Genomic DNA, 16,625 nt, shown 5'->3' on the forward strand with positions numbered 1-16,625 from the left:
GATTCACGCGTCTGTTCTCGCGACGGTGGCCGCGATATCCGCGGCGCGGCGTGCCTGCTCGACAGTGACCGGTTCGTGGGTGATGAACAGCCGGTGGAACAGCGGTGCGATGGCCAGCCGGATGATCTCGGTCGCGTCGACATCGGGCGCGACCTCACCACGGACGATCGCCCGTCGCACGATCTGTGCCGCCTCGTCGTGGCGGGCGGCATAGAAACCGCGCAGCGCGGCCGCGGCATCGGGGTGCTGCATGCCCGCCGCGACGAAAGCCGTAGCTACCGTTCCGGATTCGGGATCGGCGAAGCTCGCGCGTACCAGTTCGGTGAGCTCACGCAGATCACCGGTGAGGGAGCCGGTGTCCGGGATCGGCCACGACTGCTGCGCGGCGCGTTCCAGCGCGTCGGCGACCAAGCCCTCCGGGCCGCGCCAGCGCCGGTAGACGGTGGTCTTGTGCACCCCGGCCCGCTGGGCGACCGCGTCCACGGTGAGGCCCTGATAGCCCTGCTCGGCGAGCTCGGCCGTCGTCGCGTCGAGAACAGCCTCCCTGACCCGGGCACTCCGTCCGCCGGGGCGTCGTTGCGGTTCCAAAAACTACTCCCGTTGCGTTAGTCGGCTCAGTTTTGTAGGTTAAAGCTACATGAGTTGCGATTGGGGCACTGATCGATCACGCAACGACTACCGCAGAGCGGTGGTCGTGGTGTCGCACGATCGGGCGTAGCGCCGTCGTTTTCGGGGAGTGTAGAAAGGAATCGAAGATCTTGGCTGAGATCGTGCACGTGATCGAGGTGCCCGGCGCACCCTATGGAATCACTGTCGGGCCCGATGGGGCGCTGTGGTTCACGCTGGTCGCGCAGGGCGTGATCGGACGATTCGCCGACGGGGTCGTCCGGACCTATCCGCTCGAGCAGTCCGACGGACAACCCACGGTGATCGTCGCCGGGACGGGTAATGACTTGTGGTTCACCGAGTTCCGAGGTGGTCGACTCGGCCGCATCACCGTCGACGGTGTGGTGACGAGCCAGTCCACCGAAGGCCCCTACGGCGCGTGCGTCGGATCGGACGGGGCGCTGTGGTTCACCGAGTTGCAGGCGGGTCGGGTCGCGCGACTCGGCGCGGACGGCGCCATCACCCGTGTCGACGTCGACGGCATGCCCTCGATGATCACACCGGGGCCCGATGGGGCCGTGTGGCTCACGGTGAACCAGGGCAACGCGATCGCCCGGATCGACACCGAGCTCGCGCTGCGGGTCCACCCGCTGCCCACGCCAGGGGCAGCGCCGGTCGGCATCACCGCCGGCCCCGACAGAGCACTGTGGTTCACCGAGATCGGCGCAGGTGCCATCGGCCGAATCGACCTCGACGGCACCGTCACCGAGTTCACCCTCCCGGACACCGAGGCTCGCCCGCACGCGATCGTGGCAGGCGGCGACGGTGCCCTGTGGTTCACCGAGTGGGCGAGCTGCCGTCTCGGTCGGATCAGCATCGACGGCGAGATCGCCCACCTCGACCTACCCGGCGCCGAACCGCACGGGCTCACGGTCGACGCGGCCGGAAACCTCTGGGTAGCGATGGAATCCGGTGCGCTGGTGCAGGTTTCGCCGTGACGGCGGCAGCGTCGGCGTCGATGGCTACGGTGTGGTGAGCGCCTTGACCACCGCGGTGCCGAAGCCGAGGTCGTTGCTCGTCGGCATGCGGGTGTAGGTGCCGCCCGTCTGGTCGGCGAGGGTCTGCAGGGTCTGGGTGCCCTGGCCGCCGATCACCACGACATCGATGCGGACAGGTTTGCCCGCTGTGGTCGCCGCGGTGATCTCCTCGACCAGCGCGGGGCCGGTCAGCGTCGAGTCGTCGTCGGGGCCGTCGGTGATCAGCAGAACCGAGTTCGTGCGACCGGGGGAGTACCCGGCCACCGCGGCGCGGTAGGCGGCGAGCAGGCTGGGGTAGGCCTGATCCGTGGTGAGCTGGCTCGGTTTCACCGAGGTGACCGCCGAACCGACCGCGTTGCGTTGGGCGTCGGTGAGCAGATCGGTGGTCACCTGCGCCTTGTACGGGGTGGTGCCGTCGATGTTCTTACCGAACGTCCACAGGCCGAGCCCGAAGTCGGGCGGCATCACCTGCAGAGTCGAGGCGACGGCGGCTATCGCGTTCGACAGGCGGGTCGTCGACCCCTCCGCGGTGCCCATCGACGAGGACACGTCGAGCAAGACCGTGGCGTTCACGCCGAGGACGGGGTTCGCCAGCGTCGACTGCACCTTCGCCAGCGCCGCGCGGGCCGGATTCGCCGGCGCCGAGCCGATGGCGGGCCCGAAGCCCTCGGTGGCGAGCGCGCCCGCCTGCTCCGGAGCGCGCAGGAAGTCGATGAACCGCAACGCGATCAGATTCTGGGTCTTGTCCACCCACGGACCCGACAGCAGTGCCGCGGGGTAGTCGGCCAGCGGTGCGATGCCGACCGGCCGGAACGCGGTGAGTCCGCCGGTGCCGAGTTGCTGCTGGGTCGCGGCGACCGCGTGCACCTCGTCGTCGGTGGGATTCGCGCTGATCGCCGACATGGCGGTCGTCAGATCGGCCGGCGCCTGCGCGGCGGCGGCGAGCCCGGAGATGGCGGCAACGACCTGACCCGACCCGGCGGCCTGCTCGGTCAACGGCTCGGTCCCCGAGATCGAGGAACCGATCGCCGCCGCGGTGGCGGTCGTCGCGTCACCGACGGGCAGCGCCATCCGCAGCCCGCCCCACCCGGTCAAACCGATCTCGTCGAGCGAACCCTGCTGCAAGCGCGGCAGGTCGGCCCAGGCGATCTGGTGCTGTTCGAGCGCCTGGCGCAGGGCATCGGGCACGGCAAGGACAATCGGGCTGGTCGCGATGGAAGCGGGCGTGCCCTCGATGAGACCGGGCACCCGGACCAGCTCGATCGATCGGCTCGAGTCGGCGATCCACAGCCCCGGCTTGGGCCCGAGCGCCGGATCCCACGTCGCGACATCGGCCAGACCGGCGCTCACGGAGGTCGAGGGGCGCGCAGAAACTTCCACCCGCGCGCAGTGGTCACGCACGCGCGGCTTGCTCGCGTTGTACCGTTCGGCGGCGGCACGAACCGGACCGGCGATGGCCGGATCGACCGTGACGTCGAGCGAGGCGGCCCCTTCGACGCACTCGGCAGCGGCCGCGACGTCTGTCGAATCGGCGCGATCGCTGAGTTGGAACCACGCGAACACGGCCACGATCACCAGGACGAGAACCGATGCCGCGATAACCGGACCCTTGCTGATACTTCGAGAACTGGTCCCGTTGCGATGCGTACCCACGCGGCAAGTTTAAGGACATCACGCGACCACACGGCACAGCGCATACCCGTCCGCATCACCCCAGGTCACAGCCCCGGCAAGAGCCCGGCATGCCGAACGGAGCCGGGGCCGGGTGTCGACGGACACCCGGCCCCGGCCGATCATGGACGAATCACGCGACCACGGTCGTACTCACGTCCGCCCCACACCCCCGACTGACCGGTCTGCGCCGCGTACTCGGTGCACCCCGCGAGCAACGGGCAACCGGCGCAGATCCGGCGGGCGTAGTCGAAGTCCTGCGACGGGTACGGAAACCATGCCTCGTGGTTGGGGTCACCGCGGCAGGCGGCGCGGTGCCATTGCCCCGAATCGGACAGGGTCAGCAGTTCGGTCAGTGCGAGGTCGGTGGTGGTCACGGCGCGTACTCCTTCCAGATCCGGCGCTGCTTGCGCGCGAGCGGGTCGGGAGCCTTCGGCTCCCACAGCAGCCGCATCCCCGCCTCTTCCGGGGTGCGGTCGGCCTTGCCCGCATTGCACGGTGCGCAGCAGGCGACGAGATTGCTCCAGGTATTCGGTCCGCCCCGACTGCGCGGGCGGATGTGGTCGACGGTGTGGGCCCAGTCGGCGCAGTAGCCGCACCGGTGCTTGTCGCGACGCAGCACCCCGGCCAGCGTGGCGCGGCTGTCGTCACCGATCGGCGCCACGTGGGCCAGGTAGACGTAGCGCACCAACCGGATCGTCTCCGGCATCGCGATGACCAGATGCTGCGACCGGATCGGGAACCGCGGCGCCCGCTCGATCACGGTCTCGGCGGCGCCGCTGATCAGCAATGTCACCGCCCGGTCGGCGGTGATCTCGTCGAGGGCCTCGTAGCTGGCATTCAGCACGAGCACCCTCGTGCGTATCCAGTCCTCGGATGCGGGCGCCGTCGGATCGACGGCATGACGAATCATCATGGGAATCACCATGTTTCGAAGAGAACGAACGTCAGGAGCAGAAAGGGAACGGCGGGTCAGGCCACGAACCGGAGACGGCCGGAGCCATCGATACCCAAGCGCAGAGCGCTCCGGGCCGAATTCGCGCGGCGATAGGTATGTTCCGAATCTCGCTGTGGCGCTTGCTTTTTCACGGCCGTCTCCTCCTCTCGATGCTGCTCGTCGGTTCCTCGCCCGATGCGAATCACCTGCGTGAAATCATGGTGACATACCGCGTCCGAAATGTCGGCTGATTTATTTTCGGTCGGCGGCGACGAGTTCGGCGCAGCGCTCGCCGACGAGCATCACGGTGATGTTCGGGTTGACCGTGGTGTGCGCGGGGAACACCGAGGCGTCGGCCACGCGCAGCCCGTCGACGCCCTTGACCCGCAGCTCGGGGTCGAGGGGACTCATCGGGTCGTCGACCGCGCCCATGCGCACCGTGCCCACCGGGTGATAGACGGTGTTGTGGGTCAGGCGGACGTAATCGGCCAATTCGGCATCGGTCCGCACGTCCGGCCCCGGATACAGCTCACGTCGCACCCAGTCCGACAACGGCGCGGTCGCGGCGATCTCGCGTGCTTTGCGCAGACCCGCGATCATCACCCGCATGTCGTGACCGTCGGGATCGGTGAAGTAACGCGGGTCGACCTTCGGCTTGTCCCGGAAGTCGCGCGAGCGCAACCGCACGGTGCCGCGGGAGCGGGCATGGGTGACGTTCGGGGTCAGGCAGAAGGTGTTCTCGGCGGTCGGGTAGCCCTGTCGCAGTGTGTGCATGTCGAAGGGGACGCTGCCGTAGTGCATCATCAGGTCGGGTCGGTCGAGGCCGTCTTCGGTCGTGGTGAAGATGCCCGCCTCCCACCATTGGGTGGAGCTGTCCACCATCGGTCGCGTCGTCTCGAAACCGATCACGCCCTCCGGGTGATCCTGCAGGTTCGCGCCGACGCCGGGAGAGTCGACGATCACCTCGATGCCGTTCTCTCGCAGGTGAACCGTGGGTCCGATGCCCGACAGCATGAGCAGCTTCGGCGAGTCGATGGCGCCGGCGCAGACGATCACCTCGTGGTCGGCGGTGATCCGGGTGGTGCGGCCGAACGCGTTGTCGGTGATGTCGACCCCGACGGCCCGCCCGTTCTCGATCACGATCTTCTTGGCCCAGGCGCCGGTCCGGACGGTGAGGTTCGCCCGGTCCAGATTCGGGTGCAGGTAGCTGACCGACGACGACGATCGCGTGCCATCGGAACGCCGGTTGATCTGAAAGAAGTTGGCGCCGTTGACAACTGTGTGCCCGGAGTTGAACTCGACCCGCGGGATACCGGCCGCCTCGCACGCGTCGAGCAAGGCCACCCCGCACGGATCGTCGGGCGGCACCGTCATGATGTGCACCGGGCCGCTGCGGCCGTGGTGCTCGCCGGGGGCGTCGTTGGTCTCGATCCGCGGATAGAGCCGGTACACCGAATCGGCGCCCCAGCCGGTGGCGCCGTGCTCACGTTCCCACGAGTCGAGATCCTCGCGCGGAGCCCAGAACGCGATACAGCTGTTGTGCGAGGAGCAGCCGCCGAGCACCTTGGCGCGGGCATGGCGCATGAACGAATTGCCGTTCTCCTGCGGCTCGATGGGGTAGTCCCAGTCGTAGCCCGATTCCAGCAGTTCCATCCAGCGATCGAGTCGCAGAATGGCCGGGTCGTCGACATCGGAGGGTCCCGCCTCGAGCAGACAGACGGTCACCGACGGGTCTTCCGACAGTCGCGACGCGACGGCCGCCCCCGCGGAACCGCCGCCGACAATCACGTAATCGTATGTGGTCACCGCTGTTCCTCCCGATCGGCGAACCAGCCGGTGACGCCCGGCCGGAGATTCTCGTAGACGTGCTTGGCCTCGCGATACTCGTGCAGTCCGGACGGACCGAGCTCGCGCCCGACCCCGGAGCGGCCGAAACCACCCCACTCGGCCTGCGGCAGATACGGCCCGAAGTCGTTGACCCACACGGTGCCGTGTCGCAACCGGGCCGCGACGCGACGCGCGCGTGCGGCGTCGCCGGACCACACCGCGCCCGCGAGACCGTATTCGGTGTCGTTGGCGATGGTGACGGCCTCGTCCTCGGTGGTGAAGGTTTCCACCGTCACGGTGGGTCCGAACGCCTCGTCGTGCACACACGCCATCGCGCGGGTGGCGCCGTCGATGACGGTCGGCAGGTAGAACCACCCGTTGTCGAGGTTGCCCGAGCCCTCGTCGCCGGTGGCGAACGCACCGCCGGTGCGGATGACGGCACCCTCGGCACGGGCCCGGTCGACATAGGCGTGCACCTTGTCGCGGTGGGCCGCCGAGATCAGCGGCCCGGTCTCGGTGCCCTCGGCGAACGGCAACCCGAGCCGGATCTGCTCGGCGCGGCGCACCAACTCGTCGACGAAACGGTCGTGTGCCGATTCCTCGATCACCAGGCGAGCCCCCGCCGAACACACCTGGCCGGAGTGCAGGAACGCGGCGTTGAGCGCGTTGTCGACGCTCGCGGCGAGGCGCTCGTCGGTGTCGCAGGCGTCGGCGAAGACGACATTCGGGTTCTTGCCGCCCAGCTCGAGCGCTACTTTCTTGACCGTGGCGGCCGCCTCGCGCGCGATGATCTTGCCGGTGGCCAGCCCGCCGGTGAACGAGACCAGGTCGACATCGGGATGCTCCGACAGCGGCGCACCAGCGCTGGCGCCCGCACCGAGCACCAGATTCGCTACCCCGGCGGGCACGTCGAGATCGTCGAGCACCTGCATCAACAGAATGGCGGTGTGGGGGGTCAGCTCGGCTGGTTTGAGCACGAACGTATTGCCGGCCGCCAATGCCGGAGCGACCTTCCATGCCGCCTGCAACAGCGGGTAGTTCCAGGGCGTGATCAATCCGCAGACGCCGACCGGTTCGTAGACGACGCGGGAGTCGATGTCGGGTGAGCCCGCGTCGACGACGCGGCCCGCGTCGTCGGCGGCGAGTTTGCCGAAATACCGGAAGCAGTTCGCGATATCGGACATGTCGATATCGGACTCGTAGGGGCGCTTGCCGGTGTCGAGGGTTTCGGCGCGCACGAACTCGGCCCGCCTGTCGTCGATGGCGTCGGCGACGCGCAGCAGCAGGTCGCCTCGTTCGGCGGCGGTGGTCTTGCGCCACGGCCCGTCGTCGAAGGCCCGGCGGGCCGCGGCGATCGCGGCGACGGTGTCGTCTCGGTCTGCCTCCGCGACGATGCCGACGAGGGAATCGTCAGCCGGACAACGGATCTCGCGCGTCTGCCCGGACGCCGACGAGCGCCAGGAGCCGTCGATATAGAGGGTTTCGCTCATGATGGATCCCTTCACAGATCGCTGTCGGTGCTGTCGCCGGCTTCGGGCTCGTGGTGGTCTGTCGCCGAGCGGCGCAGATGCAGGTAACCCAGGTGGCGTTCGTACTGGTCGAGAATGTCGCCGATGATCTGCTCGCGGCTGTAGCCGTTGAGCGAGTAGCCCTGCGATCCCTCGGCGAGGTAGACCTCACAGCGGAAGTAGCGATCGTCGGACCGCTGCGCGAGCACGGCATAGGTCGGGGCCGGTGCCGACACCGGCCAGATGCCGTACTCGAACCGGGGCTCACTGGCCTGATCCACCAGCAGACGCGGCGACGGCAGACCCTCGTTGGACTGCGAATCGTCGATGGTCGCCGTCATGCCCATGTGCTCGAATTCCGCCGCGACATCGTGCATCGCCGGATCGACGGTGCCGGTGATGAATTTGCGCGTCGCGGCGGCCCCCGGGTAGTTGATGGTCGAGAGCAACCGGCGACGCCAACTGCTGAGTTCGGCCGGGCCACGGCCCGCGGCGAAGGCTTTGGGCAGCGAGGTGCGGTAGCTGTCGAGTTTGAAGGACTCGTTGTGGACAGCGCGCAACAGCGCGATGCCGATCAGCGCCAGGACGAACGAGAACGGCAGCCCCATGATGATGGTGGCGTTCTGCAGGGTCGTGATGGACCCGCCCGCACCGGCGAACAGCATCGACAAGGTGAGCACGCCGATCGCGGCCGACCAGAAGATCCGGGTGCCGGTGGCGCAGTCGGCCATCGGATCGGGCAGTTTCGAGGTGAAATTGCCCATGACCAGCGATCCCGAATCGGCGGTTGTCACATAGAAGAGCAGCCCGGTGATGGTCGCGATGCCGAGCAACAGCGTCGCGCCGGGATATTTCTCGAGCAGGGAGTAGAAGCCGAGTTCGGCTTGGGCGGCGGTCTTCTCGGCGAAGGCTGTGTCGTCTCTGGCGACCTCGAGTGCGCTGTTGCCGAAGATCGAGATCCACATCAGGGTGAAGCTGAACGGCACCACGAGCACCCCGAAGATGAACTGGCGCAGTGTGCGCCCGCGCGAGATGCGCGCCAGGAACAGGCCGACGAACGGCGCCCAGGCCACCCACCAAGCCCAGAAGAACAGCGTCCAGCTGTCCAGCCAGGTCGTCGGGCTGTTCGCCGTCTCCGGATTGCGTTCCCAGGCGAAAGTGTCGAGGGTCCGGTCGGGGAAGGTCGACAGATAGTCGCCCGCGTTCTGGGCCAGGCCGTTGAGCAGGAACGAGGTGTTGCCCGCCACCAGGATGTAGATCAGCAGCGCGATCGCCATGATGACGTTGAGCTCCGACAATCGCCGGATGCCCTTGTCGACTCCGGTGGTAGCCGAGATCGTGGTGATGGTGACCGACAGCGCGATGAGCCCGATCTGGGCGGCCTTGCCCTGGGAAATCCCGAACAGCTGGTTCAGGCCGTAGTTGAGCTGCACGATGCCGATACCGAGCGAAGTGGCGATGCCGAAGATGGTGCCCAGCACCGCGGCCACGTCGATCGCGTCGCCCCATCGGCCGTGCACGCGCTTGCCGAAGATCGGATAGAGCGCGGCACGGATCGTCAACGGCAGGTTGTGCCGGAACGCGAAGTAAGCGAGCGCGCCGCCCATCAGCGCGTACATCGCCCAGCCGGTGATGCCGTAATGGAAGATCGTCCAGGCCACCGCGTTGCGAGCGGTCGCGTTGGTGGCGGGCTCGCCGAGCGGAGGATGCAGGTAGTTGTAGACGGGCTCGGCAACCGAGAAGAACATCAGGTCGATGCCGATGCCGGCCGCGAACAGCATCGACGTCCAGGAGAACAGGCTGTACTCCGGTCGCGATTCCTCCGGCCCCAGCCGATACCGGCCGTATCGACTGGCGCCGAGAAAAACGACGAGGCCGAGGATGGCTGTGGCGAGCACGAAATACCACCAGCCGAACCAGGTGGAGATGAAGGTCTTGACCGTGCCGACGACGGTCTCGGCGCTCTCCGGTGCGGCCAACGCCCAGATCCCGAAGGCGAGCACGGTACCGGCCGCGAGCCCGAACACCGGCTTGTTGACCGAGCGCCGCCCGGCTACGGGAGCTACCGGGACCACGTCCTGCGCGGTCCCGGAAGGTGGAAGTTCAGTGCCGTTGTCTCCGGGTTTGCTGACACCGCCCATGCGAGGCAGGCTAGTTCGTTCTCGCCCGGAGATCGGGGACCTTCACCGGTTGCCGACCTCGTGTTCCAGCCGTCGCGAAACCCCATACGACGAGACCTGCCACGGCGTAGAACGCACCGGTCACGCAGGAGGCCCACCACCCCCACGAGGTGTACGCCCACGCGGTCGTGATCGCACCGAGGGCCGACCCGAGGGAGTAGCAGGCCATGTAGGCGCCGATGACGCTGCCCGCGCGGTCGGGGTGCGCGGTGGTCAGCAGATGCTGGCTGCTCACGTGCACCGCTTGGACGGCGAAGTCGAGCACGACGATGCCGATGACCAGCGATGCCAGAGTCGGGCCGGTCCGAGCGATCAGCAACCAGGACGCGGCGAGCGCGAGCAGCGACCACCCGGTGATCGCTGGGGCGCGACCGGCATCGGCCCACCGACCGGCTCGTCGCGCGCCGAGAGCTCCCGCGAGTCCCACCAACCCGAACAACCCGATCTCGGTGGTGCCGAAAGACCAGGGTTGGGCGCCGAGCGGGAGTGCCAGGCCACTCCAGAGGGTACCGAAGGACGCGAACAGGAAAAAGGTGATCAGGCCCCGGCTCAGGAACAGTCGATCCGTCGCCACGAGGTGTCCCATCGACCGCAGGATCTGGGTGTACCGCTTGTCGGATGTTCTGACGTCGGGGTCCAGGCCACCTCGGGTGACGAGAGCGAGCATCGCGCAGAGCACGGCGAGCACGACGTAGACGGATCGCCAGCCGAGCATGTCACCCAAGACTCCCGCGACGACTCGGGCGCCGAGGATGCCGATCACCACACCTGATGTGACGGCGCCGATGTTGCTGCCGCGTTCACCCGGCGCCGACGCGGCGGCGGCATAGGCGACCATCACCTGCACGACGACGGCGAACAGTCCGGTCATCGCGAGCCCGGCCACTGCGACAACACCGTTCGGCGCGGCGGCGGTGATCGCGGCCCCTACCGCGGTGAGCGCCAGCAGCCCGCCGATGAGCCGACGCCGATTCACCACATCGCCCAGCGGTACCAGCAGCATCAGCCCCGCGAAGTACCCGATCTGCCCAGCGGCGACCAACAGCCCTGATGACTGCGGTGACAGCCCCAGTTCGGCGCCTGCCGGCTCGATGACCGGCTGGATCGCGTAGATCGTTGACACCGCCACGGCGCACACCGACGCCAGCACCAACCGCTGCGATCGTGTGATTCCCGATGCCATCCGACCTCCGATTGGTAGCAATATGAAACCAATTGACGGTAAGGCAGAATGGTTTCGAATTGCAACCCACAAGGAGGTGGCCATGGCACCGGCATCGGGCGCCGAGCATGACTGGACCGACCCCACGTGCCCGGTCGCCAGAACCGTCGACCTGGTGGGCGATCGGTGGAGCCTGCTCATCGTGCGTGACGCCATGGACGGACCGGCCTCGTTCACCGAGTTCCGGCAGCGGCTCGGCATCGCGCGCAATATCCTCGCCGACCGACTCCGCCGACTCGTCGAGGACGGCATCCTCCGCACCAGCGCCACCCCGAGCGGCAAGCGTCACGTCTACGAGCTGACCCGCGCCGGGCAGGACCTGTTCACCACCATCGTCGCGCTGCGGCAGTGGGGAGAACGCCATGCCTTCGCCGACGACGAACCCCGCTCGACGCTGGTGGACCGTGACGGGAGACAGCTCGCCGAGCTGTCTCCCCACGATCGATCCGGTGCTGTGGTCACCGCCGACGCCACCGAGGTGCGCCGCGTGGACTGAATCCACACCTCGACTTGCACCGTCGACGGCGATGACCGTGCGGACTTCTCAGCGGCCCACGCTCAGAGGTTGCCGACCTCGCGTTCGAGGCGGCGGGCGACGAGGTCGCGAGCTTCTTCGACGAGCTTGGGTCGGAACCCGCTGGGGTACACCGGATCCGCCGGCGTGTAATTCTTGAGCACTTCCTTGGCGAGGGTGATCTTGTGGACCTCGGTCGGGCCGTCGGCGATGGCCATGACCTCGGCGTAGGTGGTCATGTCGAGGAAGGGCAGGTCGGTGCTCACGCCCATCGCGCCGTGCAGATGCAGGGCGCGGCGGGCGATGTCGTTCATGACGGTCGGCATGGCGATCTTGATGGCGGCGATGTCCTTGCGGACCGCGCGGTAGTCCTGGGCCTGGTCGATACGCCAGGCGGTGCGCAGGACCAGCAGGCGGAACTGCTCCATCTGGATCCAGCTGTCGGCGATGCGCTCCTGGGTCATCTGGAAGCCGCCGAGCACGCCCTTGCGGGCCGGGCGTGAGACCGCGCGCTCGCACATCATGTCGAAGGCCTTGCGTACCAACGCGACCGTGCGCATCGCGTGGTGCACCCGACCGCCGCCCAGGCGGGTCTGCGCGACGACGAACCCCGCGCCTTCGGCGCCGAGCAGATGATCGGCGGGCACCCGGACATCGGTGAATCGCAGGTGTGCTTCGTGTTCGCTGAACCCGGGCACGGTGAAGTTGCGCACCAGCTCCAAGCCGGGCGCATCGGCGGGAACGATGAACATCGACAGCCGCTGGTGGGGTTCGGCCTCGGGATCGGTCACCACCATCACGATGTGGAAGGTGGCGAACTCGGCGGCGGAGTTGAACCACTTCTCGCCGTTGATCACCCACTCGTCACCGTCGCGGACCGCGGTGGTCCGGAACGCGGTCGGGTCCGAGCCGCCGGTGGGCTCGGTCATCACGTAGCAGGAGCCGATCTCGCCGTCGAGCAAGGGCTGCAGATATTTCGCCTTCTGCTCCTCGGTGCCGAAATGGGCCAGGATCTCGGCGTTACCGGAATCCGGTGCCTGACAACCGAAGACGAGCGGCGCCCACATCGAGGTGCCCAGTACTTCGTTGAGCAGCGCCAACTTGAGCTGACCGAACCCGGGCCCGCCCAGCTCGGGACCGAGATGGCAGGCCCACAGGCCCGCGTCCTTGACCTGCTGTTGCAGCGGCCGCATCAGCGCCCGGATCTCGGGGTCGTTCCGGTCGTAGGGGTTGGGGTAGAGCAGATCCAGGGGCTCGACCTCGGTGCGGACGAACTCCGCCACCCAGTCGAGCTTGCGCTGGTACTCCGGATCGGTCTCGAAATCCCAAGCCATGGTCAGCCTTTCGTGTTGTCGCCTGTGGCGCGTAGCCCGGACAGGACGGTGTCGGTGAGGATGACGGCGATCTCGGCAGGGGAGTGGGTGCCGCGCTCGCGGTACCAGTAGCCGAGGGAATTGAGCATGCCGAGCATGCCGTTGGTGACGATGTGGTCGGCGGTGCGCAGGTGCCCGGCCGCGTGGCCGGCGTCGATGACGTCTTGCCAGAGGTGCTGGAGCCGATCGCGCAGCTGCTGCAGGACGACCGCGTGTTCACGGGTGAGCGCGTCGGCGTCGCGCAGGTGGACCGCCACCGCGCGCCGATGCGTGATGATCAGTTCGACATGGCTGCGAATCAGCAGGCGCAGGGTCTCGACGGGGTCGGCGCCTGCCTCGACGATGCGTTCGGCGTCGGCGAGCAGCAGCCGGGTGTAGTCACGCAGGATCGCCCACAGCAGGTCTTCCTTCGAGCCGATGTGGTAGTACAGCGCACCCCGCTGGACGTCGGCTTTCGCGCCGATCTCGGCGACTCCGGTGGCATGGAAACCGCGTTCGGCGAACAGCTCGAGTGCCGCGTCGTTGATCCGCTCGCGCGTGTCCGCGCGCTCGGTGGCCCTGGGACGTCCACGGCGACGCACGGGCGATACCGGATCGGTTGTCACGGTGCCTCCGTTCGGTCCGGCTCCCGACTTAATGTTCCGATCAGTACATTAATTGTCCGCGCACCTACAATCAAGGGGTGATCCGCCGCGCCCATGCCTCCGACCTCGGTGGCTCGGCGTGGCGGAATGGACGAAGCCCGCAGGGCGTTCGAACCCACACGAGGTGTCACCTCTACCCACGGGTAACATGACATCGACTTATCCCACCCGGTTTTCACCAAAGTGAGGCAGTAGATGACAGAGCGGATTCAGGTCGGCGGGCTCCAGGTGGCGAGCGTTCTTCACGATTTCATCGAGAACGAGGCGCTCCCCGGTACCGGCGTAGATTCCGCCGCGTTCTGGGCAGGCGCCGAGCAGATCATCAACGACCTCGCCCCGCGCAACCGCGCGCTGCTCGCCGAGCGCGACGAGTTCCAGGGCAAGCTCGACGCGTGGCACGGCGAGAACCCGGGCACCGGCTACGACAAGGCCGCCTACAAGCAGTTCCTGACCGAGATCGGTTACCTGCGGCCCGAGCCCGCGCCGTTCCAGATCGGCACCGGCAACGTCGACACCGAGATCGCCACCACCGCGGGCCCGCAGCTCGTGGTGCCGGTGATGAACGCGCGCTTCGCGATCAACGCCGCCAACGCGCGCTGGGGTTCGCTCTACGACGCGCTCTACGGCACCGACGCCATCCCCGAGGCCAACGGCGCGGAGAAGGGCAGCAGCTACAACCGCGTGCGCGGCGACAAGGTCATCGAGTGGGGCCGTAACTTCCTCGACGACGCCGTCACCCTGATCACCGGTTCGCACATCGGTTCGTCGTACTACAAGATCGTCGACGGCGAGCTCGAGATCGGCCTGGAAGACGGCACCGACATCGGCCTGGCCGACCCGTCGCAGCTCGTGGGCTACCTGGGCGATCCCGAGGCCCCGACCTCGATCCTGCTCAAGCACAACGGGCTGCACATCGAGATCCAGGTCGACCCCACCTCGCCGATCGGCTCCACCGACACCGCCGGTGTCAAGGACATCGTCCTGGAGTCCGCGCTCACCACGATCATGGACTTCGAGGACTCGGTCGCCGCGGTCGACGCCGACGACAAGGTCGTCTGTTACCGCAACTGGCTCGGCCTGATGAAGGGCGACCTGGCCGAGGAAGTCTCCAAGGGCGGCAAGACCTTCACCCGCACCATGAACCCCGACCGCGTGTTCACCGCGCTCGACGGTTCCGAGCTGGTCCTGCACGGTCGTTCGCTGCTGTTCGTGCGCAACGTGGGCCACCTGATGACCTCCGACGCGATCATCGACGCCGAGGGCAACGAGGTCGGCGAGGGCATCCTGGACGGCCTGATCACCTCGCTGATCGCCGTGCACTCGCTCAACGGTGACAACACTCGCCTCAACTCGCGCACCGGCTCGGTCTACATCGTGAAGCCGAAGATGCACGGCCCCGACGAGGCCGCGTTCACCAACGAGCTGTTCGGCCGGATCGAGGACGTCCTCGGCCTGACCCGCAACACCCTCAAGGTCGGCATCATGGACGAGGAGCGCCGCACCACGGTCAACCTCGCCGGCTCCATCGAGGCCGCCAAGGACCGCGTGGTGTTCATCAACACCGGCTTCCTCGACCGCACCGGCGACGAGATCCACACCTCCATGGAGGCCGGGCCGATGGTCCGCAAGGCCGAGATGAAGGCCCAGACCTGGATCACCTCCTACGAGGACTGGAACGTCGACACCGGCCTGGCCAAGGGCCTGCCCGGCAAGGCACAGATCGGCAAGGGCATGTGGGCCATGCCCGACCTGATGGCGGGCATGCTCGAGCAGAAGATCGGCCACCCCAAGGCCGGCGCCAACACCGCGTGGGTGCCCTCGCCGACCGCCGCTACTCTGCACGCCACCCACTACCACCTGGTGGACGTGTTCAAGCAGCAGTCGCAGATCGCCAAGGGCGGCCCCCGCGCCACCGTCGACCAGATCCTCGAGATCCCCCTCGCGCAGTCCACCGACTGGACCGACGAGGAGAAGCGTCAGGAGCTGGACAACAACTCCCAGGGCATCCTGGGCTACGTGGTCCGCTGGATCGATCACGGTGTCGGCTGCTCCAAGGTGCCCGACATCAACGACATCGGCCTGATGGAAGACCGTGCCACCCTGCGTATTTCGAGCCAGCTGGTCGCCAACTGGCTGCGCCACGGCATCGTCACCGAGGCCGACGTGATCGCCAGCCTCGAGCGGATGGCCCCGGTCGTCGACCGCCAGAACGCGAACGACAAGACCTACCGCCCGCTGGCCCCGAACTTCGATGACAACATCGCGTTCCAGGCCGCCAAGGAACTGGTCCTGGAAGGCACCACGCAGCCCAACGGCTACACCGAGCCGATCCTGCACCGGCGTCGCCGCGAGTTCAAGGCCGCGCAGAAGTAGAAGTGTCGAGTCCTTGAAAAGTAGCTCGTAGCAGCTCTTTTCGTCTGAGGCCCCGCGTCGGAGACATCCGAGGCGGGGCCTCACCCGAGATCACCTTGGATGCCGGCTCCTCACGCTCAAAACGGTCACACGCGGACCGTGTCGACATCGTCCATAGAAGTGGTCTACCAGTGGATTCGGGTCTCTCCTTCGGGGCTGACCTTGCGGTGATCCGCCTGGTCTTGCGGCAGTCCGGTGTATCTACGGACCTCTTCACGAACTGCCCGATACCCGGGCGCATATATGTAGACGCTCGCCATGTAGTCGCCCGGCCGTCGGCGTGTCGGAGTGCGACGCGCGGGTCAGTTTTAGCGTCCAGCAATCAGACGGCTAACTGGATGATTGCCATATCCGCGTTCTCGCTCAATCGCTGTGCAGCGTTGTTCGCCGACTAGATCGGACATCCTCGGACGAGCGGTGTCTTCCTCGATAACAGGAGTCATTGGGAGATACCGGTGCGATCGATCCTGACCGTAGGAGCGCTAGAGCACCGGTGCCACGATGTACTTGGGCGGACCCAGCGGGATCGTTATCGTGTCGCCGGGCGGCGGCTTCGAGGTGTGACGACGGCCGGTCGCCGGGTAGTGGCACAGCGACGTTCCTCCGGTGACAGTGGTTGGGGTGTCGCGTTATCCAGTTGCGGTGTGTCGTCTTGCGGGCGCGCAACCAGAGCGCAGAGCTGTGGATATCGATG

At 67.3% G+C, this 16,625-nt stretch carries 13 protein-coding genes; 3 read left to right on the top strand and 10 right to left on the bottom strand.

The window, feature by feature from the left end; all coding sequences use genetic code 11:
• Positions 1 to 3 precede the first annotated feature (3 nt).
• Positions 4 to 588: a TetR/AcrR family transcriptional regulator gene (locus tag QX204_RS12370; RefSeq protein ID WP_301906851.1), complete on the bottom strand. Its 585-nt coding sequence runs from the start codon at positions 586 to 588 to the stop codon at positions 4 to 6.
• 179 nt (positions 589 to 767) lie between these two features.
• Between QX204_RS12370 and QX204_RS12375 the strand changes: the two genes are divergently transcribed.
• The gene (locus QX204_RS12375) at positions 768 to 1,604 is read left to right on the top strand and encodes a Vgb family protein (RefSeq protein ID WP_301907981.1); all 837 of its coding nucleotides are present in this window, start codon (positions 768 to 770) and stop codon (positions 1,602 to 1,604) included.
• Between the two features lie 24 nt (positions 1,605 to 1,628).
• Here QX204_RS12375 and QX204_RS12380 read toward each other — a convergent pair whose 3' ends face one another.
• The 7 genes from QX204_RS12380 to QX204_RS12410 all read right to left on the bottom strand — a co-directional run bounded on the left by QX204_RS12380 (position 1,629) and on the right by QX204_RS12410 (position 10,949).
• Complete coding sequence (locus QX204_RS12380) at positions 1,629 to 3,296, bottom strand: VWA domain-containing protein (RefSeq protein ID WP_301906852.1); 1,668 nt, start codon at positions 3,294 to 3,296, stop codon at positions 1,629 to 1,631.
• 140 nt (positions 3,297 to 3,436) lie between these two features.
• Positions 3,437 to 3,691 (bottom strand): WhiB family transcriptional regulator, encoded by a 255-nt coding sequence (locus QX204_RS12385; protein ID WP_301906853.1) that lies wholly within the window; start codon positions 3,689 to 3,691, stop codon positions 3,437 to 3,439.
• Positions 3,688 to 4,227 (bottom strand): HNH endonuclease, encoded by a 540-nt coding sequence (locus tag QX204_RS12390; protein WP_301907982.1) that lies wholly within the window; start codon positions 4,225 to 4,227, stop codon positions 3,688 to 3,690. The genes QX204_RS12385 and QX204_RS12390 overlap by 4 nt, the downstream gene beginning before the upstream one ends.
• 276 nt (positions 4,228 to 4,503) lie before the next feature.
• Positions 4,504 to 6,057, bottom strand: a complete 1,554-nt coding sequence (locus QX204_RS12395; protein ID WP_301906854.1) for a GMC family oxidoreductase — start codon at positions 6,055 to 6,057, stop codon at positions 4,504 to 4,506.
• Positions 6,054 to 7,568: an aldehyde dehydrogenase family protein gene (locus tag QX204_RS12400; protein WP_301906855.1), complete on the bottom strand. Its 1,515-nt coding sequence runs from the start codon at positions 7,566 to 7,568 to the stop codon at positions 6,054 to 6,056. The genes QX204_RS12395 and QX204_RS12400 overlap by 4 nt, the downstream gene beginning before the upstream one ends.
• Positions 7,569 to 7,579: 11 nt before the next feature.
• On the bottom strand, positions 7,580 to 9,727 hold the full coding sequence (gene betT / locus QX204_RS12405; protein WP_301906856.1) for a choline BCCT transporter BetT: 2,148 nt from the start codon (positions 9,725 to 9,727) through the stop codon (positions 7,580 to 7,582).
• A gap of 10 nt (positions 9,728 to 9,737) precedes the next feature.
• Positions 9,738 to 10,949 (bottom strand): MFS transporter, encoded by a 1,212-nt coding sequence (locus QX204_RS12410; protein ID WP_301906857.1) that lies wholly within the window; start codon positions 10,947 to 10,949, stop codon positions 9,738 to 9,740.
• 82 nt (positions 10,950 to 11,031) lie between these two features.
• Between QX204_RS12410 and QX204_RS12415 the strand changes: the two genes are divergently transcribed.
• On the top strand, positions 11,032 to 11,484 hold the full coding sequence (locus QX204_RS12415; protein ID WP_301906859.1) for a winged helix-turn-helix transcriptional regulator: 453 nt from the start codon (positions 11,032 to 11,034) through the stop codon (positions 11,482 to 11,484).
• Positions 11,485 to 11,546: 62 nt separating this feature from the next.
• On the opposite strand, the gene QX204_RS12420 is transcribed toward QX204_RS12415, so the two are convergent.
• Together QX204_RS12420 and QX204_RS12425 are read right to left on the bottom strand one after the other, a co-directional pair.
• Positions 11,547 to 12,836, bottom strand: coding sequence for an acyl-CoA dehydrogenase family protein (locus QX204_RS12420; RefSeq protein ID WP_301906860.1), 1,290 nt, complete (start codon positions 12,834 to 12,836; stop codon positions 11,547 to 11,549).
• Positions 12,837 to 12,838: 2 nt separating this feature from the next.
• The gene (locus QX204_RS12425; RefSeq protein WP_301906861.1) at positions 12,839 to 13,480 is read right to left on the bottom strand and encodes a TetR/AcrR family transcriptional regulator; all 642 of its coding nucleotides are present in this window, start codon (positions 13,478 to 13,480) and stop codon (positions 12,839 to 12,841) included.
• Between the two features lie 234 nt (positions 13,481 to 13,714).
• On the opposite strand from QX204_RS12425, the gene QX204_RS12430 reads away from it, so the two are divergent.
• On the top strand, positions 13,715 to 15,892 hold the full coding sequence (locus QX204_RS12430) for a malate synthase G (RefSeq protein WP_301906862.1): 2,178 nt from the start codon (positions 13,715 to 13,717) through the stop codon (positions 15,890 to 15,892).
• Positions 15,893 to 16,625 lie beyond the last annotated feature (733 nt).

It is taken from the genome of Nocardia sp. PE-7 (genome assembly GCF_030486425.1).
Classification (GTDB): Bacteria; Actinomycetota; Actinomycetes; order Mycobacteriales; family Mycobacteriaceae; genus Nocardia; species Nocardia salmonicida_A.